At 68.5% G+C, this 20378-nt stretch carries 16 protein-coding genes; 8 read left to right on the top strand and 8 right to left on the bottom strand.

The window, feature by feature from the left end; translation table 11 throughout:
* The 3 genes from F4553_RS00715 to F4553_RS00705 are packed head-to-tail and all read right to left on the bottom strand — an operon-like array spanning position 1 to position 3059.
* The gene (locus tag F4553_RS00715) at positions 1-828 is read right to left on the bottom strand and encodes a carbohydrate ABC transporter permease (protein ID WP_184830814.1); all 828 of its coding nucleotides are present in this window, start codon (positions 826-828) and stop codon (positions 1-3) included.
* Complete coding sequence (locus F4553_RS00710; protein WP_312875050.1) at positions 828-1790, bottom strand: carbohydrate ABC transporter permease; 963 nt, start codon at positions 1788-1790, stop codon at positions 828-830. Before F4553_RS00710 ends, F4553_RS00715 begins: the two co-directional genes overlap by 1 nt.
* A 3-nt stretch (positions 1791-1793) precedes the next feature.
* Positions 1794-3059 carry an ABC transporter substrate-binding protein gene (locus F4553_RS00705; protein ID WP_184830812.1) on the bottom strand — a complete coding sequence of 422 codons (1266 nt, stop codon included), beginning with the start codon at positions 3057-3059 and terminating at the stop codon, positions 1794-1796.
* 1338 nt (positions 3060-4397) lie between these two features.
* On the opposite strand from F4553_RS00705, the gene F4553_RS00700 reads away from it, so the two are divergent.
* The 4 genes from F4553_RS00700 (at position 4398) to F4553_RS00685 (ending at position 10462) form a co-directional block, all read left to right on the top strand.
* Positions 4398-5981, top strand: coding sequence for a sigma-70 family RNA polymerase sigma factor (locus F4553_RS00700; protein ID WP_184830810.1), 1584 nt, complete (start codon positions 4398-4400; stop codon positions 5979-5981).
* Positions 5982-6299: 318 nt separating this feature from the next.
* Entirely contained in the window at positions 6300-7769 is a 1470-nt protein-coding gene (locus F4553_RS00695; protein ID WP_184830808.1) for a glycoside hydrolase family 10 protein, read from the top strand.
* A 91-nt stretch (positions 7770-7860) separates the two neighbouring features.
* On the top strand, positions 7861-8967 hold the full coding sequence (locus F4553_RS00690; protein ID WP_184830806.1) for an RICIN domain-containing protein: 1107 nt from the start codon (positions 7861-7863) through the stop codon (positions 8965-8967).
* Positions 8968-9034: 67 nt separating this feature from the next.
* Positions 9035-10462: an arabinofuranosidase catalytic domain-containing protein gene (locus F4553_RS00685; RefSeq protein WP_246465784.1), complete on the top strand. Its 1428-nt coding sequence runs from the start codon at positions 9035-9037 to the stop codon at positions 10460-10462.
* Between the two features lie 130 nt (positions 10463-10592).
* Here the strand turns inward: F4553_RS00685 and F4553_RS00680 are convergent, their stop codons facing one another.
* Positions 10593-11879 carry a CE1 family esterase gene (locus F4553_RS00680; protein ID WP_184830802.1) on the bottom strand — a complete coding sequence of 429 codons (1287 nt, stop codon included), beginning with the start codon at positions 11877-11879 and terminating at the stop codon, positions 10593-10595.
* Positions 11880-12130: 251 nt separating this feature from the next.
* Between F4553_RS00680 and F4553_RS00675 the strand changes: the two genes are divergently transcribed.
* Entirely contained in the window at positions 12131-13078 is a 948-nt protein-coding gene (locus F4553_RS00675) for a PaaX family transcriptional regulator (protein ID WP_184830800.1), read from the top strand.
* A 349-nt stretch (positions 13079-13427) separates the two neighbouring features.
* Positions 13428-14915, top strand: a complete 1488-nt coding sequence (locus F4553_RS00670) for an endo-1,4-beta-xylanase (protein WP_184830798.1) — start codon at positions 13428-13430, stop codon at positions 14913-14915.
* A gap of 313 nt (positions 14916-15228) precedes the next feature.
* Here the strand turns inward: F4553_RS00670 and F4553_RS00665 are convergent, their stop codons facing one another.
* The 3 genes from F4553_RS00665 to F4553_RS00655 are packed head-to-tail and all read right to left on the bottom strand — an operon-like array spanning position 15229 to position 17915.
* A complete protein-coding gene (locus F4553_RS00665; RefSeq protein ID WP_184830796.1) occupies positions 15229-16518 on the bottom strand; it encodes a HAMP domain-containing sensor histidine kinase in 1290 nt (429 codons plus the stop codon).
* 45 nt (positions 16519-16563) lie between these two features.
* Positions 16564-17235, bottom strand: coding sequence for a response regulator transcription factor (locus F4553_RS00660; protein WP_184830794.1), 672 nt, complete (start codon positions 17233-17235; stop codon positions 16564-16566).
* 50 nt (positions 17236-17285) lie between these two features.
* Complete coding sequence (locus F4553_RS00655) at positions 17286-17915, bottom strand: hypothetical protein (RefSeq protein WP_184830792.1); 630 nt, start codon at positions 17913-17915, stop codon at positions 17286-17288.
* Positions 17916-18170: 255 nt separating this feature from the next.
* Between F4553_RS00655 and F4553_RS42170 the strand changes: the two genes are divergently transcribed.
* A complete protein-coding gene (locus F4553_RS42170) occupies positions 18171-18911 on the top strand; it encodes a potassium channel family protein (RefSeq protein WP_184830790.1) in 741 nt (246 codons plus the stop codon).
* A 40-nt stretch (positions 18912-18951) separates the two neighbouring features.
* Here F4553_RS42170 and F4553_RS00645 read toward each other — a convergent pair whose 3' ends face one another.
* Positions 18952-19380, bottom strand: a complete 429-nt coding sequence (locus F4553_RS00645) for a glutaredoxin domain-containing protein (RefSeq protein ID WP_312875049.1) — start codon at positions 19378-19380, stop codon at positions 18952-18954.
* Positions 19381-19491: 111 nt separating this feature from the next.
* Between F4553_RS00645 and F4553_RS00640 the strand changes: the two genes are divergently transcribed.
* Positions 19492-20322, top strand: coding sequence for a methyltransferase domain-containing protein (locus F4553_RS00640; RefSeq protein ID WP_221469636.1), 831 nt, complete (start codon positions 19492-19494; stop codon positions 20320-20322).
* The last annotated feature ends 56 nt before the right edge of the window (positions 20323-20378 follow it).

The following is a 20378-nucleotide window of genomic DNA, read 5'->3' as shown; positions in this document are numbered from 1 at the left end:
TCAGCCTTTCGTCGAACCCGCGGTGACAGCGTCGGCGATCCGGCGCTGGAAGAACAGGTAGATCGTCAGGACGGGTACGGCAGCGATCAGGACCCCCGAGGCGAAGGTGGGGATGTCGGCCGAGTACTGACCGCGTAGCGACGTCACCCCGACCATCAGGGTGCGGTGCTCCGCGGACGGCATCATCAGCAGCGCGATGAGCACGTCGTTCCAGCAGAACAACGCGTTGAGCACACCGACCGACAGCAGCGCCGGCCGGCCCATCGGCAGCATGATCCTGCGGTAGACGCCATAGGTGCTGTTGCCGTCGATCCGCGCCGCGTCGACGATCTCCGACGGGATGGTGCTGTAGTAGCTGGCCATCAGGTAGATCGTGAAGGGCAGGAATTGTGCGACGTAGGCAAGGATCAGCCCCGGGTAGGTGTCGACCAGCCCCGTGTCGGCCATGGTCCGCACCAACGGAACCATGATCACCTGAAAGGGCACGAACAGCGCCGCCAGGCATCCCAGCAGCAGCGCCTTCGAACCGCGGAAGCGGAAGTGGCTCAGGGCGAAACCCGCCATCGAGCCCAGCAGCAGAAGCAGAGCCACCGCTCCGGCCACCACGATCACGGAGTTGACGAAGTAGCGTGCGGTGCCGGCGCTGGTCCAGGCGGTGACGATGTTGTCCCAGCGAAGTGAGTCGGCGAGCGAGAACCTGTCCAGGATGTAGTCACGACGGGTCTTCATCGCCGCGTTGGCGGTGAAGACCAGGGGGTAGATCGTCGCCAGCGCCAGCAGCGCCATGGGAACGGCAATCAGCCATCGGCTGATCCGAGCGCCGCGCATCAGTCCTCCTTACCCGTACGCCGCAGGAAACCGACCTGCGCGAGCCCGACGACGAGCATGACCAGGAACAGCACCGTGGAAGCAGCCGCCGCGAAAGCCGGGCGGTTCATCTGGCCCTGCTGGATCCAGACGTAGTACTCCGGCAGATAGGTCGACCCGCCTGGACCTCCGCTGGTCATCACATAGAGCAGCCCGAACATCGAGGTGAGCATGCCGATCATGGTCGTGACGAAGACGAACTGGATCGTGCGGGACAATCCCGGGACGATCACGTGCCGGATCACCTGCGGCAGCGACGCCCCGTCGGAGCGGGCAGCGTCCAGCAGCGCCGGGTCCAGCGTCGCGAACCCGGACAGGAAGACCACCAGCGCCATCCCGAACGTCGCCCAGATGTGGACGCCGACCACGGTGAACATCGCGACCCTGGAATCCCCCAGCCAGTCCACCGGGCCGAGGCCGACCAGGCCGAGCAAGCCGTTGAGCGGGCCGTCGAAAGCCAGCAGGAGGTTGAAGATCGAGCCGACGATCACCGGGGAGAGAACCGCGGGGAAGAAGTAGACGCTGCGGTAGAAGCGGTGTCCCGGCACGCGTAGATAGATGAACGTCGCCAGCATTCCCGGGATCGCCACCGCGATGGGCAGCAGCAGCACCAACCACACCACGTTGCGCAGCGCGCCCAGGAAGAGCGGATCGGCGAACAGCTCCGCGTAATTGTCCAGGCCCACCGCCGCCCCGTTGCGGTCGCCGTCTCCGGTGAAGGAGAAATTGACGCCGAGCAGCAACGGCCAGAGCCGGAACACCACGATGACGAGGACTGCGGGAGCGACAAGGACGAGGGGGGCGAGTCGTTCCCAGGACGACCGGCCCGACCGGGAGCGCCTGCGTGGCGCTGCGTCCATGTCGTCGGCCCGCTCCGCCCGGGCGGAGCGGGCCGACAGCGGTAGAGAATCACCGAGCGGCACCGGTCAGCTCCGGTCCGACTCGCCGAGCTGCTTCAGCGCACCGTCGACGCTCACCGACCCTTCGAGGATCTGCTGGGACAGTCGCCCCATCAGCTCGATCGTCTTGGACGACAGTGCCACGTGCAGTGCCGGCTTGCCGGTCTTGAGGTCGGCGACGATGGCGCTGACGGCAGGACCGCCGTCGGAGGTCTTCACGGTGGTGTCGGACACGACCGCGCCCGCGGCGGCGTAGAAGGCTGCCAGGGCATCCGTCGTGGTCAGGGAGCGCACCAGGTCGGCGGCGAGGGCCGGGTCCTTGGTCCACTTGGCGACCCCGTATCCGATTCCCCCGTCGAACGGCAGGCTGGGAGTCGCTCCGGCGGTGATGACCGGTGACTTCATCACGCCGACGTTGTCGGCGCCGAGGAACTCGTTGAAGTCCTTCCAGTGCCCGATGTCCGACATCAGCCCGACGATGTTGGTCGCCTTGCCGGACTGGAAGATCCCGAATGCGTCGGTGAACAGCGTGGTCGAGTTGCCGCCCTTGCTGTTCAGGCCGCGGTCGTTGACGTCCTTCCACAGCTGGAAGACCTGCTTGACGTCGGCCGAGTTCCAGTCCCGCTTGCCGGCGATCCAGTCGTCGTACTCCTGCGGGGTCAGGATGCCCGAGCCGAACGCCGACAGGAAGAACTGAATGCCGATGCCCTCCTTGTTGCCGAGGGCGAAGCAGCTGGCGCCCGTCGCCCTGGTGACGACGGCACAGTCGGCGGTGAAGCCGCTCCACGTGGTCGCCGGACGCTCCGGGTCGAGGCCGGCCTTCTTGTACAGGCCCTTGTTGAAGTAGATCGGGTGACCCTGCAGCGTCACCGGGGAGGCGTAGGCCTTGCCGTCCTTGACGAACGCGTCCCATCCGGCCAGGCGCGCCTTGTCCTGGGTGACGTACTGGTCCAAGGGGACCAGCGCATCGACCCGGTCACGGATCTGGCCGCCCCCGTTGAACATCATGACGTCCGGGCCCTTGCCCGCCTGGATCGCCGCCCCGAGCAGCGTGTAGTACTGGTCGAAGGGCTGGGCGACGAACTCGACGGTGACGCCCGGGTGCTTCTTGGCGAAGTCTGCTTTCGCCTTCTCCACATATGCGGTCGCGGTCTTGTCACTGGACTTCCAGTCCCACACCACGAGCTTGCCGCTGGCGGAGTTGGACGAGGGTTCGTTGCCCGTAGCGCTTCCACAGCCCGCCAAGGCCAGCATCCCCGCGATCGCGGCCGACCAAAATACTCGCTGCTTCATCGACTCTCATCTCGAGAATGGCCGGGAGGGCCGGCCGTCCGCTGGAATGCGCCAAAGCTAAGTCATATGATGTGTGATGTCAACGAGAACAGGTCCTGACCCAGATGACGTCAGAGACGGCGCGCCGCAGGGCGCCAGCGAAAACACAGCGGTCGCGACCCGCACGGTGGACGACCGCAGCCGGACTCTCCGCGACGCGGCGATGCCGTTCCCGGCCTACTGGATGATCACAGGGTCGTTCAACTCGGGCCGGCACCTACCCAAGAGCCCTTCGGGCCGCGGCCGGGAACCCGCCTGAGCACGCTGGCCGAAGCGTAATTGCCAGCCATATGGCGGCATCGCAGCCGCGCGAATTCGCCGCCCCAGCCGTCGAACTCGGCGTCGACGCCGACCAGCGGCACAGCGAACCGACAGGAGCGCGCCGCCTCCCTTCAGGGCCGGTATGAGCAAGGAGCGGGGCGACGCACCTCGGACATAGGGGCTTAGATTATATATGTTAACGTTCACATTGACGGGCGACTGTGGTCCCGATGAGACTGCCAGAATGTCCCGCCGCCATCAAGGGGTGGCACCGCATCATCAGATATTTTATCGAAACCGTCAATTTCACCTTTGCGGGATCACAAATCGTATGTCGTCGTCATCGGTTTCCGCTCCTCGGCAGTGGATTCGTCACCGAAACCCCGTTACGAACGACGTCGACAATGAGTCGCACGGACCCAGCCGGCCGCAACAGCGCATCGATGCTCATATTTGCGATGGTCAATCGCAGGCCCTGTGGCCTGCTAGTCTTCGAAACCTTTTCGCTCCGCCTTGACTCGCGGCGCATTATCGGTCACATTCGATGAGCGGAATCACAAGGCGCGACGCACGACAGCGCCCCATCACCGCCTGGAGCGGGCGACGTCTTCCATGACGGGCTCCACGGTCCGCATGTGATCGTCAGTTCGGGTCACCGTCACCGCTCGGCTTCATACCGCGGACGCCCTTTCCGGCCAATCACGCGGCGACCGACGGCGATGCTCCGTGGCCTTCGCCAATTCGACATAGCCATGCAGCCGACCAGGCCGTCATCGAGTCGAGCCGGGCCGTCCCCACCGCGCCAACCAGCATCGACCAAGGAGACATCACGATGAACGACTCCCGCCGCACGCGGACATCGCGATGGGAGCGGCGGGCCGAGGCGGTTGCCGGCTGCCATGGGGGACGGTACCTTGGCTGCCACCCCTGGTGGGAACGGTTCCACGGAGCAGGCTTCGCAGAGCCTCGGCCGCACCGGATACGCCGTCCACTGGTCGCGACACGCAGCGATGACGGATCCGTGGAGGCGGCACAGGAATGAGCATCACCGAGTTGAGCCCCGCAGAGCTTGTCGTCGCCGCTCAAAACGGCGACGAGCGAGCGCGCACGAAGCTGGTCAACGCGTATCTGCCGCTGGTGTACAACATCGTCCGGCGGGCGCTGGGGCGCAATCCGGACGTCGATGACGTGGTCCAGGAGGTTTTGCTGCGGGTCGTCCGTGACCTGCACGCCCTGCGGGATCCGAGCAGCTTCCGGCCGTGGTTGGCAACGATCGCGATTCGTCAGATCAGCTCCTACCGGCATCGCGCACGCGCTGACATGACCATCGGGCTGGACGAGATGGGCGAGGCCGCCGATACGCACCTTGATTCCGAGGACCGGGTGATCCTTCGCCTGCAGCTCGCCGCGCAGCGTCACCAGGTCGCGGAAGCGAGCGGCTGGCTGGATCCGGAGGACCGGGTTCCGCTGTCGTTGTGGTGGCAGGAGAACGTCGGCTGGTTGACCCGAAGTGAGGTCGCGGCGGCGCTGGGCTTGACGGTCGCCCACACGGGGGTCCGGCTGCAACGTATGCGCGAGCAGCTCGATCTGAGCCGGGCGATCGTCTGCGCGCTCGCCGCCGATCCTCGCTGTGCGCAGCTCGACGCGGTGATCAGCCACTGGGACGGTGCCCGGACGTCGGTATGGCGCAAGCGGATAGCCCGGCATGTGCGGGACTGCCCGGAGTGCGCGGCGACCATGACCGGGCAGGTTCCGTTGGAACAGCTGCTCATCGGTGCGGCACCGCTGGCCGTACCGGTCGGGTTGGGGTTGGCTTTGGCGGCCAAAGGCCTGCTTCCCGCGGCGGGTGCCCAGGCGGCCGGGCTGGCGGTGTCACATCCCGCCCCACTGGTGGCATCGGCCAAGGGCGTTCACGCCACGTTGATCGGAAAGCTGGCACACGCGGTGACCACCTATTCGATGGTCAGCGTCGCCACCGGCGCGGCCCTTGCCGTCGGCGCGACCGCCACCTATGTGGCGTGGCCCGACCCGCCGAAGCCCGCCGTCGTCGCCGGCCCGACCTCGCCGTCGCCGGCTCCCATCGCCTCCTCGACGCCGTCGCGCAGCCCGGTGCCGCCGTCACCGACAGCGTCACCGGCCAGCCGCCGCTCGGCCAGCCCCAGGCCGTCAGCCGTGGCCGCCGCCGTCGCGGTGGGCTCCCGATCGCTGGAGTCTGTCGCCGCACCCGGCCAGTACCTCACGTTCGACGGCGACTTCGCAGCGGTCGGCGCGGTCGGTGTCACCGCCGACCAGCAGACCCGGCAGCGGGCAACCTTCGCCGTGACGGCAGGTCTCGCCGACACCACCTGCGTGACCTTCCGAGCGACCGACGGCCGATACCTGCGCCACTCGGAACTGCGCCTGCGGCTCAGTCCCGCCGACGGCAGTCGACTGTTCCGTGAGGACGCCACCTTCTGCCCGATTCCCGGAGCAGTCGCCGGCTCGGTCACCCTGCGGGCGTACAACTATCCTGCTCTGCGCCTGCGCTGCCGCGACGGCGCGGTATACATCGATCCGTCTGACGGCAGCGGTCGGTTCGGGCGGGAAAGCTCCTTCATCGTCCGCACTCCCTGGGCCGGCTGAACGAGGTCCCACCGCGTGGCGCGACTACGGTGCGGCAGGCATATAACACTGTTCGGGTGCGATGAGCATCACCTGCGTTTCCAGCCGGTTATCGCTGGATTTCCGTTACGAGAACTCAGTTCGATGAGCCTCCATCTATAAAGGCATCACCATGTCGGGCGTCCGCTCCCCATGGGGGCTCGGCTCTGGCAGAACGGGCTGAGTCCAGGCAGGTATGTGAACGCTCACATTTAGGTACGTCGACTCCGCTGGCATACCCAGGCTCCCGGTTCCCGCCGGGTCCACCACCCTCCGCTCCCTATCGAAAGGCACCATCCCATGAGAACCCCTAGGCGGCTGCGTGCCGTCCTGCCCCTGGTCCTCGCGACCGTGGCCGCGCTGACGGCGTCGCTGCTGCTGGCGACCACCGCCGAGGCCGCCACCACCCTGGGCGCCTCAGCGGCCCAGACCAACCGCTACTTCGGTGCCGCCGTCGCCGCGGGCAGGCTGGGCGACGCGACCTATGCCGGGATCCTGGACCGCGAGTTCACCATGATCACCCCTGAGAACGAGATGAAGTGGGACGCGACGGAGCCGTCCCAGGGCAGCTTCCGTTACACCTCCGCCGACCAGATCGTCGCCCACGCCCAGGCCCACGGGCAGCGGATGCGCGGTCATGCCCTGGTCTGGCACGCCCAGCAGCCCGGCTGGGCGCAGAACATGTCCGGCAGCGCCCTGCGCAACGCGATGGTCAACCACATCACCCAGGTCGCGACCCACTACCGGGGCAAGATCTACGCCTGGGACGTCGTCAACGAGGCCTTCGCCGACGGCGGCAGCGGCGGCCGCCGCGACTCGAACCTGCAACGCACCGGAAACGACTGGATCGAGGTCGCGTTCCGCACCGCCCGCGCCGCCGACCCCGGCGCCAAGCTCTGCTACAACGACTACAACACCGACGGCGTCAACGCCAAATCCACCGGCATCTACAACATGGTCGCCGACTTCAAGAACCGCGGTGTGCCCATCGACTGCGTCGGGTTCCAGTCCCACCTCACCAACGGCCCGCCCGGCGACTACCAGGCCAACCTGCAGCGCTTCGCCAACCTCGGCGTCGACGTCCAGATCACCGAACTCGACATCGCCGGCTCCGCCCAGGCCACCGGCTACACCACCGTCACCCGTGCCTGCCTCGCCGTCACCCGCTGCACCGGGATCACGGTGTGGGGCATCCGCGACACCGACTCCTGGCGCACCGGCGAGAACCCGCTGCTCTTCGACGGCTCCGGCAACAAGAAGGCCGCCTACACCGCCGTCCTCAACGCCCTCAACGTCGGCGGCCCCAGTCCCACAGCCACCGCGACGACCGGGCCCGTCGACACCAGCGCGTGGTACACGCTGGTGAACCGCAACAGCGGCAAGGCGCTCGACATCTGCGGCGCGGCGACCACCGATGGCGCGTGCGTCCAGCAGTACACCCGGTCCGGCGGCACCAACCAGCAGTTCCAATTCGTCTCCTCCGGTGGCGGTTTCTACCGGATCAAGGCCCGCCACTCCGGCAAGGTCCTCGACGACTTCGACTGGTCCACCGCTGACAGCGCTCCCATCAAGCAGTGGAGCGACGCGAACGGCAACAACCAGCAATGGAGCCTCGCCAACTCGTCCGGCGGCTACGTGCGGTTCATCAACCGCCACAGCGGCAAGGTCCTCGACGTGCAGGGCGCCTCCACCGCCGACGGCGGTGCGGTCATCCAGTACGCCGACCGCGACGGCACCAATCAGCAATGGCAGCTCGTCCGCGTCGGCTGACACCACAGATCCAACGGGTATGCCGCTCCCGCCCTGTTCTCGGTAGGAGCGGCATACCCGTGACCATCGATCACCACGAGGAGATTTGACGATGTTCAAGAACGCACGCTGGCTCGTCGCGGCAGCGATCACGCTGGCGGTGACAGCGACCGGGGTCGCCACGCAGGGCGACGCCGCCAGAGCGGAGTCCAACGGCGGCGTACGAGTCATGCCGCTGGGAGACTCCATCACTGAAGGCACCCAGGTGCCGGGCGGCTACCGAACGGGACTGTGGCAGCGGCTGGCGTCCGGCGGCTACCGCGTCGACCTCGTCGGCTCGCAGTTCAACGGGCCATCCAGCCTCGGCGACCACGACCACGAGGGCCACCCCGGATGGCGGATCGACCAGATCGACGCCAACATCACCGGCTGGCTCCAGACGACGAGCCCGCGTACCGTGCTGCTGCACATCGGCACCAATGACGTGCTGCAGAACTACAACCTGTCCGGCGCGCCGGGCCGGTTGTCCTCCCTGCTCGACCGCATCACGGCGCTCGCACCCGCTGCGGACGTCTTCGTCGCGACGATCATCCCGCTGAGCAACAGCAGCCAGGAGAACGCAGCCCGCACCTTCAACGCCGCCATCCCCGGCATCGTGCAGGCCAAGGCGAACGCGGGCAAGCACGTCCACCTCGTCGACATGCACAGCGCCCTGACCACCGGCGACCTCATCGACGGCATCCATCCCACCGCCACGGGCTACGACAAGATGGCCGCCACCTGGTACACCGCCCTCCGCGCCGTGCCCGGCAGCATCGGCTCGGTCGGCACCGAGCCGTCGGCGTACGCACTGGTCAGCTCTGCCTCCGGGCGCTGCCTCGACATGCCCGGCAGCAACACGACCAACGGCGTTCAGCCGATCATCTGGGACTGCACCTTCCGGCCCAACCAGCGATGGGCGGTCAGCGGGCAGACCATCCAGTCGCTCGGCAAGTGCCTGGACTCGCCTACGGGTGCCGCCGCAGGCGCGAAAGCCCAGATCTGGGACTGCACCGGCGCCGCGAACCAGCGGTGGAACTTCAACACCAACGGCACCATCAGCAATGCCGCGTCGGGGCTGTGCCTGGACGTCTCCGGCAACGCCACGGCCAACGGCACCCCGGTGCTCCTGTGGACCTGCAATGCCGCCGCCAACCAGCGGTGGACTCGCGTCGCTTGAGCAGAGCCGACTGGAACTCAATTTACCGGAGGACTCGATGAACGTGAAAAGTGGATTTCGCCGCCTCATGGGCGTAGGGATCTCGTTGACCCTCGCCAGTGTCGGGATCGGAATCAACTCCACCGCGCCGGGTGCGCTGGCCGCCGCGGCGGGGCCGTGTGACATCTACGCGGCCGGCGGTACACCATGCGTAGCGGCGCACAGCACCACCCGGGCACTGTACGGCTCGTACAACGGCCCGCTCTACCAGGTCCGGCGGTCGTCGGACAACACCACCCGGGACATCGGCGTGCTGAGCGCGGGTGGAACCGCCGACACCGCCGCCCAGGACTCGTTCTGCGCCAACACAGGCTGCCTCATCACCATCGTCTACGACCAGTCCGGGCGGAACAACCGTCTCACCCAGGCGCCTCCCGGCGGCTTTCCCGGCCCCGCTACCGGTGGGTTCGACAACCTCGCCGACGCGAAGGCGGCCCCGATCACCATCGGCGGCCAGAAGGCGTACGGCGTCTATGTCAATCCCGGCACCGGCTACCGCAACAACAACACCAACGGCGTCGCCACCGGCGATCAGCCCGAGGGGATCTACGCCGTCGTCGACGGCACGCACTACAGCCAGTGGTGCTGCTTCGACTACGGCAACGCGCAGACGAACGGGCTGGCCGATTCTCCCGCCATCATGGAGACCGTCTACTTCGGGTCCGACCGGCAATGGGGCTACGGGGCCGGCAATGGACCATGGATCATGGCCGACCTGGAGTGGGGACTGTTCTCCGGGGTGAACCCGGGATACAACAACAACCCGACCATCAGCCACCGATTCGTGACGGCCATCGTCAAGGGCGAGCCGAACCACTGGGCCATCCGGGGCGGGAACGCGCAGTCCGGCGGCCTGTCGACCATGTTCGACGGACCACGGCCCGCGGGTTACCACCCGATGAAGAAGGAGGGGGCCATCCTCCTCGGCATCGGCGGCGACAACAGCATCTCCGGCGCCGGCACCTTCTACGAGGGCGTGATGACGTCCGGCTATCCGTCGGCCGCCACGGAGAACGCGGTCCAGGCCAACATCGCGGCGGCCGGGTACGCGGTAAGCGGAGGACAGCAGAACGCCATGATGGCCGGCGGGGCGTCCGGCCGGTGCATCGACGTGCCGAACGGCAGTACCGCCAACGGCACCCAGGTGCAGTTGTGGGACTGCTGGGGCGGCGCCATGCAGCGCTGGACATATACCTCGGGCAAGCAGCTCCAGGTATACGGCAACAAGTGTCTCGACGCCTACGGGCAGGGCGGCAGCAACGGGACCCAGGTGGTCATCTGGGACTGCCACGGCGGCACCAACCAGCAGTGGAACCTCAACTCGAACGGTACCGTCACCGGTGTGCAGTCCGGGCTGTGTCTGGACGCCAACGGCGCCGGGACCGCCAACGGCACCAAGGTCATCCTCTGGTCGTGCCACGGTGGCGCGAACCAGCAATGGAGCCAGCGCAGCTGATCCTCCGGCGACGCCCAGCCGGTCGTGCCGCCGCCGTCGCGATGTCGAGGGCGGCGGCACGACAAGGTTCGTACTCCCGTCACCATCGGGTCGCCACTCGCCTGATGGCGACCCGGTGACGAAGCATGGCTCAGGGACTGGTGCAGGTCGGCGACAGGGCCGACTGGCTGCCGTTGGCGAGGAAGCCGAACGTGGTGGTCGCGCCTGCGGCCAGCGAGCCGTTGTAGGGGGCGTTGCGGACCGTGACGGTGGAACCGGAGGTGGAGAGCGTTCCATTCCACACCTGAGTGACGGTCTGGCCGCTGCTCAGCGTCCAGCGCACGGTCCAGCTGCTGATCGGCGAGCCGCCGGCGGTGACGGTCACCTCGCCCTGGAAGCCGCCGGGCCAGGGATTGACCAGCCGGTACGCCGCGCTGCAGGCCGTCGGCGGAGCAGACGCGGACGGCGAAGGGCTGGCCGGCGGCGGGCTGCTGGGCGGCGTACCGGGTGATGTCGTGCTGCTCGGCGAAGGGCCGGTGGTGAACTGGGCCAGGAAGGTCTTCACCTCTGCCGAGGTCCAGGTCCGGCTGCCGCTGCTGCCGGAGCTACCGTCCACCGGACTGGGTGTGTGGTCTCCGTCGAAGGCGGCCCACTGGACGGGATATCCGATGCGGCATCCGGCATAGGCGGTGGTGATGTGGGTCAGGCTCCCCAGGGCGGGCTCGCGGGGGCTCTGCGCGGTGCAACCGTTGTTCCGCACGAAGGTGTCGCGCAGGGAGCGTCCGCTGGAGATGTTGAGCACGCTGTCGTGGGTGCCGTGGATGCCGAAGTAGGCGACCGGCTGCGCACCCCCGTTGCACCCACTGAGGTTGGCGCCGGAATACACCACGACCGCGCGGAAGACCGCAGGTCGGGCGCAGGCCAGCGCGTAGCTCATCGCTCCGCCGTAGCTCCATCCCATGGCGAAGACCTGGCTGGTGTCGACGCAGAGGTCGCCCTCGATCAGTCTGACGAGGTCGTCGACGAGGGTTACGTCCCGGCCGTTGGTGTTGGCCCAGCCGTTGTCGATGCCCTGCGGCGCCACGAAGATCGTGCTGTTGTCGGACAGCTGCTTCTGCCCGTAGAAGGCCCATGCCGAGCCGTCCGCGCCGCCCGTGGCGACGTCGTTGGCGGTCCCGTTCAGCCAGTGCAGGCCGAAGATGAGCCGGTACGGTCGGCCGTTGCTGTAGTTGCCCGGAATGCTCAGGTTGTAGCTGCGGTTCAGGCCGCTGCTCTGGATGGAGTGGGCGCCGTTGGTGAGGGTCGGGGTCTTGCCGCATCCGGCCGTCGGTCCGGCCGTCGCCAAGCGCGGCACCAGGAGCGTGGTGCAGGCCAGGGCCAGTGTCAGCAGGCTGCCCAGCACCCATCGGCGCCGGCCCGTACGGGTCGTTCGATTCATGACACTTCCTCGATAGATTCGGTCGTCAGGCGGCCGGTCCGGCCGGCCATGCCTTCGATCGGATCCCCCGGCAGAGTCCATCGGCATCGAATGTCGATTAGTGTGACTGTCGGACACCTAAGTGTCAATCGACATTGTCGGATGCTGCGTCCTGTCGGCGTGATCGGCGATCGCGAAGGCCCGGCGCGACCGCGCTTATCATGGGCGGGACCCCGGGCCGTGGGTCGGTCCATCACAGCGGCGGAGTCCCCATGGTCAGCCCGTTCGAGATCGAAGAGATCTTTCCCGATGTCGCCACCGGATCGCGCCTGCCGCGGCGCCAGGAGGGCAACTCGGCGCAGGGACTCGCGGCGACCCTCGTCGCGGACTACACGCTGCCGACGCGAGCCTGGCTGCCGTCGGCGGCCATCGTGACACTGCTGGTCGAATCCGGTCTCAGCAGCGGCGGCGCCCGTACCGCCATCAGCCGACTGGCCCGCCGGGGCGTACTGGAGAGCAGCCGGGACGGCCGATACAGCTCCTACCGGTTGACCGAGGACGCAGCGAACGAACTGTCGGCCGGCGGCGCCTGGATCGCCCGGTTCGGCGAGCGGGAGCGGGTCTGGGACGGACATTGGACGCTCGTCGCCTTCTCCCTGCCCGAGGAGCTGAGCGCGCAGCGGCGGTCGCTACGCGCCCAGCTTCGGTGGTTGGGGTTCGCGCCGCTGTACGACGGGCTGTGGGTTTCACCCGACGCCTGGAATCCGACGGTCGAGCAGCGCCTGTCTGCCGCCGCCTTCGGTGCGATGACCGTCATGCGTGCAGCTCAGGTCGATTTCGCGGGCGGGACGGCCCGCAGTCCGGTCGACGCCTGGGACATCCCCTCGATCGCCCGGCACTACGAGGAGTTCGATCGGCGCTGGCAGCCGGTGCTGTCCCAGGTGGGCAGCGAGGACGTCGACGGGCCCGCCGCGGTACGAATCCGGACGCAGATCATGGACGGCTACCGGCACATCCCGTTGCTGGACCCGCAGCTTCCCACCGAACTGCTGCCGCAGGGGTGGCCCCGGGCACGAATTCGGGACCTGTTCGTGGCGATCTATGACGGGCTGGCCGAGCAGGCCGAGCACCACGTCTCGGCCATCGCGCGCCGGGCGGCCCCCGGAGCAGACGCCGTCGGCATCAGGGCCCACACCGTGTCGGGCATGGCCTCAGCCTGAAACCGAGCAAGCCGGTTCCGATAGGCTTCCGAAACTTTCAGTGATGCCAAATATTTACTCGGCAATTCGCCGTCTGCGGCGAACGAGCGTAGAGCGCCCAGGGAATGAGTCCTTCGTGTTGCAGTCGCTTCTAGCAGCGCAATCCTTTCCATGTAGTGATCACATTCTCGCCCTTGCTGCACGAGAGTCGGAGCGTATCCCGCACCAACTTCCGGAAACTTTCGGAATCTGCCCCTTGCGGGCCCCCGCTTGAGCGTGGCAGCATCCGTCGACATCGACCCCCTCCCATGTCACGCCGCGCGGGCCGCTCCCACGATCCCGCGGTGCCGAACACCGAAAGGAGCCAATGATGTCCGCACGCCCTGCCGCACATCGTGGCGACCGCCGCAGCACACCGATACCGCTGCGCAAAACCCTGCTCATCGGCTTGACCGGCGCTCTGGCCGTCCTCACCGCCGTCGTCATCGTTCCGGATGCCAACGCGGCCGCCAGCACCCTCGGTGCCGCAGCCGCCCAGTCCGGTCGGTACTTCGGTACCGCCATCGCCGGCAGCAAGCTCGGCGACTCGAACTACACCACGATCGCCGCCCGCGAGTTCAACATGATCACGGCCGAGAACGAGATGAAGCCCGATGCCACCGAACCCCAGCGGGGGCAGTTCAGCTTCAGCGCCGGCGACCAGATCTACAACTGGGCCACCCAGCGCGGCCTGAAGGTCCGCGGCCACACCCTCGCCTGGCACTCCCAGCAGCCCGGCTGGATGCAGAACATGTCCGGCAGCGCCCTGCGCCAGGCGATGATCGACCACATCAACGGCGTCATGGCCCACTACCGGGGCAAGCTCGCCGCCTGGGACGTCGTCAACGAGGCCTTCAACGAGGACGGCAGCCGCCGCCAGTCCAACCTCCAGGGCACCGGCAACGACTGGATCGAGGTCGCCTTCCGCACCGCCCGTGCGGCCGACCCGTCGGTCAAGCTCTGCTACAACGACTACAACATCGAGAACTGGAGCTACGGCAAGACGCAGGGCGTGTACCGCATGATCCAGGACTTCAAGTCCCGGGGCGTCCCGATCGACTGCGTCGGACTGCAGACCCACTTCACCGGCGGCAGCTCACTGCCGGGCAACTTCCAGACGACGCTGTCCAGCTTCGCCGCCCTCGGTGTCGACGTCGCGCTCACCGAGGTCGACGTCACCAACGCCTCCACCAGCCAGTACGCAGGCCTCACGCAGGCCTGCATGAACGTGTCACGCTGCATCGGCATCACGGTGTGGGGCGTCCGGGACAACGACTCCTGGCGTTCCGGTGAAAGCCCGCTGCTGTTCAACAGCGGCGGCGGGGCCAAGGCCGCCTACAGCTCCGTCCTCAACGTTCTCAACGGCCCCGGCCCCGGCCCGTCCACATCGCCGACCGGTTCCCCCTCGCCCGCACCGTCCTCCTCACCGACGACCGGCACCACGAACAGGATCGTGGGTACGCAGTCGGGGCGCTGCATCGACGTGCCGAACTCCTCGCAGACCAACGGGACACGGGTTCAGCTCTACGACTGCCACACCCAGCCCAACCAGCGGTGGACCTACACCGCCAGCCGCCAACTTCAGGTCTACGGCACAATGTGCCTGGACGCGGCAGGCTCCGGCAACGGCTCTGCGGTCCAGATCTACAGCTGCAACGGCCAGTCCAACCAACAGTGGAACGTGAACTCCAACGGCACCATCACCGGCGCGCAGTCCGGTCGCTGCATCGACGTCTGGAGCACCGCCAACGGTGCGCAGGTCCAGATCTACGACTGCAACGGACAATCCAACCAGCAATTCCGGCTCGCCTCGCTCTGACTGCGATCTGACCGCCGGGTCGTCTCCCGGTAGAGCGCGCGCAGTGCACGACAGGCAGCGCACCTGTCGAGACGAGGGGTCGTCGTAAAGGTACGACGGCCCCTCGTCTTGTCGTAGCAGTGTCCATACCGATCTGCGCCCAGGTCGATCGAGGCATTCATTAGACCGAGCGGAGGCTGATAGCCTCCCAACACTAGCGAGTGTCGGCGGCGACGGTCCGTGCGGCACCTGAACTGATGGGACACCGCGGAGGGAGCCGCGCCGTGTCGATCCGGAACAACCAACCGGATGTACGCCCGCCGGCGTACCCGTGTCACCCGAGATCGGGCAGGGTCAGCCGCAGGACCGCGCCCTGCCTGCTGGGAATAGCCTCGGCGGTGCCGCCGTGTGCTTCAGCGACCTGCCGCACGATGGCCAGGCCCAGGCCGGAGCCCGGATGCGCGCGGGCCGCCGGGGAACGGTAGAACCGGTCGAACACGAACGCGAGGTCCTCGGCGGGGATGCCCGGTCCCGTGTCCGCGACGTCCAGGACTCCCCCGGCGACGGTGATCTCGACACGGCCGCCCGGCGGGCTCCACTTCACCGCGTTGTCGACGAGGTTGGCGACGGCTCGTTCGAGAGCGTCGGGGTCGCCGTGCACGAGGGTCGGCTCACCGGAGACGTGGACCTCGATGTGAGGAGCGCGGGTCGCAGCGCGGGCCGCGACCCTCTCGGCGACCAGGTCGAGGCGGACGTCTTCGGTGTGGAACGCGGCCTGCCCGTACCGGGCCAGGTCGACCAGGTCGTTGATCAGCGTCCGGAGTTCGCCCGCCTGAGCGAGTGCCGCTGCGGCGAGGTGCGGGGCCTGCGGATCGGCGAGGTTCTCCGCGAGCAGCTCCAGGTTCACGGTGAGGCTGGTCAGCGGGGTACGCAGTTCGTGGGAGGCGTCGGCGACCAGGCGGCGCTGGGTGCCGACGGACTCGTCCAGGGCGGTGGTCATCGCGGCGAAGGCGGTGCCGAGGCGGCCGATCTCGTCACGGCCGTCGGCGGGCACGGGAATGGAGAGGTCACCGGTGGTGCGGATCAGTTCGACGGTCTCGGTGAGCCTGCGGACGGGGCGCAGGACGCGGCGGGCGGCGAGGCGGGAGACGAGGAACGCCAGCAGGACCGCCGCGACTGTCGACCCCGCCAGCAGCCCGGCGAGTCGCCGAAGCGTCGGTACGGGTTCGTCGGCGGGGACGGCGGTCCGGACGAGCGCCCCGTGCGATCCGGGCAGTGCGTCGGTGTAGACACGGTAAGCGACGCCGCTGTAGGTCGCGTCGCGGAAGTAAGGGCCTGCGGTGCCATCGGCGACGGCGACATCGCGGCCGGTGATGTCGACGAACTCGGCCGATGGTCCGGCCTGCACCGGTTGCGGGACGATCTGCATCTGAATGCTGCCGATCCCGATGGGAACGGTGGGGAACTCCACCGGCGGAGTGTTGACCTCGTTGTACTTGTCCTTGACGGCCGCGGCCACGGCGGGTGCCTGCTGGGCGGCGACGACGAGCGAGTCGTCCATCTGGTCGCGCAGGTTGGCCTCGACCGCCGGGTAGAGGACCGCGGAGACGAGGGTCAACGCCACCGCGACGACACAGGGCCCCGGCGAACGCGAGCCGGGTCCGCAGGTTCACGGCTCCTCCCGCAGGACGTAGCCGAGACCGCGGACGGTCTGGATCAGGCGCGTACCGCCGTCTGCCTCGAGCTTGGCGCGCAGGTAGCTGACGTATACCCACAGCGCGTTGGACTGCGGGCCGAAGTCGTAGCCCCAGACGGACTCGAAGATCTGCGAGCGGCTCAGGACCCGGTGCGGGTTACGCAGGAACAGCTCCAGCAGCGACAGCTCGGTCTTGGTGAGGGCGAGGCTGCGGCCCGCGCGTTCGGCCCGGTACGCCGACAGGTCCACGGCGACATCGGCGAACCGGAGGATCTCGGCTCGGGCGCCGGTGCGCCGCAGCAGCGCCCGCAGCCGGGCACGGAGCTCTTCGAGGGCGAACGGTTTGGCGAGATAGTCGTCGGCACCGGCGTCGAGCCCGGCGACCCGGTCGGTGACCAGGTCTCGGGCGGTGAGCATCAGGATCGGCGTGTCGTGTCCGCCCGAACGCAGCGTCCGGCACACCTCGAGCCCGTTCGGTTCGGGCATGAGGATGTCGAGGACGACCGCGTCCGGGCGGAACACCCCGTGCTCGGTGAGGGCGGATACGCCGTCTGCGGCCGAGGACACGTCGTAGCCGTCCCTGCGCAGCGCGTGCTCCAGGGACCGGCGTACCGCCGGGTCGTCGTCGACCACCAGGATCCGCATGGCTGTTCGTCCTCACCGTCGAGCTGAGCAGTGCAGTAAACCCGCAGCCGTCAGCTGTTGTCCAGCGACTGCTTCAGGTCTCCCAGCGCGGTCCGCAGTTGGTCGACACTGACTCCCAGGTCGGCGGCGATGCCCGCGAACTCCGCGGACCCCGTGTCGATCCCGTCGGCGCTCGAGCCCAGCACCACGACGGCCGTCAGGGCCGCCTTGGCGTCCGCCTGCGTCACGCCGAGCGCCGCGGCCAGCCACGCCGCGGAGGCGTCGCTGTCGAACGGCGACGGGTCGACGCCCTTGTCCGTGCCGTTGCGCGCACCGGCCTTCTTCCTGTCGCCGTCGCGTACCGGCCCCGCGGTCTGCGACCCGAGGGCGTCACCGACCTGCGCCACCGGCAGCCCCAAGTGGGCCGCGACCGCCGCGGCGAACGCGTCGGGCGTGATGTCGGCCGACGACAGCGACGCCTTGGCGGCGAGCAGCGCGCCTTCCAGCACTCCTGGGGTGACCCCGAGCTGCGCGGCGACCACGGCGAGGCGGGGATCCGCCGGCTTCTCCCCCGTCTTGGCCGCGACCGAACCGGGCTTCGCCGGGGACGGGCCGGGGGCCGCTCCCGCCGCGGCGGTTCCGGTCGCGGCCAGGGCGGCGATGGTCGCCACCGCTGCTGCCAGTTGTGTTCGTTTCCTCATCGTCTTGCCTACCTCCCTCGAAGCGCCGGCCGATTGCGGCGCTGCCAGGGGCTACTCGACCAACCGGGCCTCTGGCACGCTTTCGGCCAGCCTTAGAAGCTCCTTAGAGCCGTCAGGTCCGCTGCCGCCGGGGCGCATCGAGGCCGCGCACCACAACCACCGGCGATGGGAGCCAACACCGTGCATGCGAGCCATCCGACCTGCGTTGGGCGGGTTGCGCCGTCCGCCTCCCCCCTACCGTCATCCTGGTTGATCGTGAGTACCCGATCCACCAGCCGCTACGAACAGCTCACCCGTATCCCACTCATGATCTTGGGATTGTTGTTCCTGGTGATATACGCATGGCCGATCCTCGATCCGGAGATCAGCCGCACGGCCCGTTCGCTGTGCACCGTCGCAAGCGGGCTGATCTGGGCGGTGTTCATCGCCGACTTCCTCATCCGGTTCGCACTGTCCGACCGCCGACGGCTGTTCTTGCGCCACAACTGGCTCGACCTGGTCCTCGTCGCGCTGCCGATGCTGCGTCCGCTGCGAGCGCTGCGCGGAGTGACGGGGCTGCGCGTCGTCGGCCGGGGCAGTGCGCCATTCGCCCGGCGCCGCGTCGTCGCCGCGACGGCCGTCGCGGTGGCGGCGGGCGGCGTGGTCGCGGGCCTGGCCATCCTCGACGCCGAGCGCTCGAGCCCGGCGGCGAACATCCGCAGCTACGGCGACGCATTGTGGTGGGCGATCTCGACGATCACCACGGTCGGCTACGGTGACCGCTACCCCACCACCGTCGAGGGGCGGCTCGTCGCCGGCGCTCTGATGATCGCCGGCATCGCCCTTCTCGGCGTTCTCACCGCATCCATCGCTTCCTGGTTCGTCGAGCGCATCCGTGAGGTGGACGCCACGGAGCAGCAGACGCAGGCCGCGCTTCAGGCTCTCACCGATGAGGTCAGAGAGTTGCGCAGCGCCCTTCAGCGCTCCGGCGGCCGCGGGGGTGATACGAGAGCTTAGCCACCGCGTTCGGCCGGATCGTCTCCGAATGCCGGATTGATCAGCCCAGCTGGCGGCGTAGCCAGCCCGGGTCGGGATTGACATGCGGTTGCCCGTCCACCACCACGGTCGGGACGGTCTCATCACCGCCGGTGATGAGGCGCACCGCCGCCGCCCCCTCCGGATCTCGCCAGATGTCCACCCAGTGCGCCCGCCGCGCCGCAGCCCCCAGACGTACCCGAAGGCGCAGGCAGTACTGGCACCCCGGCCGCCAGTAGACGATCGGCCTCCCGTCGACCGCGCTGCGCCGCAACGCCTCGGCGGCGGTCAGCGAACGCGGGAACGACAGCGGCGACAGCGCCACCGCCAGGGCGGCGAAGACGAGCCCCAGCACCACGCCTGCCAGCGGCGACCCGGACGCCGTCTGCCGCACCATCACTCCGACTCCGGCTCCGACGAGAAGGACCGGAAACAACCACCTGCGCACCACCCCGGCACCATAGCCCCACGGCGCGGCCGGAGCTCATGGCGGTGCAGTCTGTGCCTGGTTTCATCCCGTGTCGCGCTGGCACATCAGGCGGTAGGTCATGAGGATGTGGGCATGAGTTCATCGCAGTCCGCCGTCGGTCCCGGGCCGGAGCCCGGCAGGAACGGGGGCGGACTGGTGGCCCCCGGGTCTCCTACCGAAAACCGTTACCTGCTCGACAACGCGCGGGTGGAGGCGGGCGAGCGGTTCACCTGGCTGGCCGAGCTCTTCGACGATGTCACCCGTGGGCATTTCGACCGGCTCGGAGTGGGTGCGGGCTCGCGGTGCTGGGAGGTCGGTGCCGGAGGCCCCAGCGTTCCCGAGGCACTCGTAGCGGCGGTCGGGCCGACCGGTTACGTGCTGGCCTCGGATGTCAATCCAGCCTGGCTGGACCCGGACGCCGGGTACGAGGTGCTCCGGCACGACATCGTCGCCGACCCGCTCGTGCTCGTACACGTGCCTGATCGTGCCCGGGCGCTGGCGGCGATGGTGGCGGCGCTGCGGCCCGGCGGTTGGCTCCTGGTCGAGGACGCCGACACCGAGCTGCAGCCGCTGGCCTGTCTCGACGAGGTCGGCCCGGCGCAGCAGCGTGCCAACCGGCTGCGGCGCGCCGTCCGGGAGCTGATGACCCGCCGCGGTGCCGACATGCGCTACGGCCGCACGCTGCCGCGGGCGTTGCGTGCGGCGGGCCTGGTCGATGTCGCGGCGACCGGCAGCTTCCCGGTCGGCGGGGTGGCCTGCAACCGGTTGGAGACCGCCACGGTGCGGATGGTCCGCGCCGAACTGCTCGCCGCGGGCCTGGCCGACGACGCCGAGATCGACGGGCACCTGGCCGCCGTCGACGCCGGCGAGCTCGACCTCACTCTCGCGCCGCTGATCTCAGCATGGGGGCGCCGCCCGAACTGAGCAGCACACCGGCAGGCCGCAACTCGTCGCCTGACCAACCGGGCGGTTGGTCAGGC

The sequence above is a fragment of the Allocatelliglobosispora scoriae genome (assembly GCF_014204945.1).
Lineage (GTDB): Bacteria > Actinomycetota > Actinomycetes > Mycobacteriales > Micromonosporaceae > Allocatelliglobosispora > Allocatelliglobosispora scoriae.
Note: the sequence above shows the minus strand (reverse complement) of the source record. Positions and strands in the feature narration are given on the sequence as shown.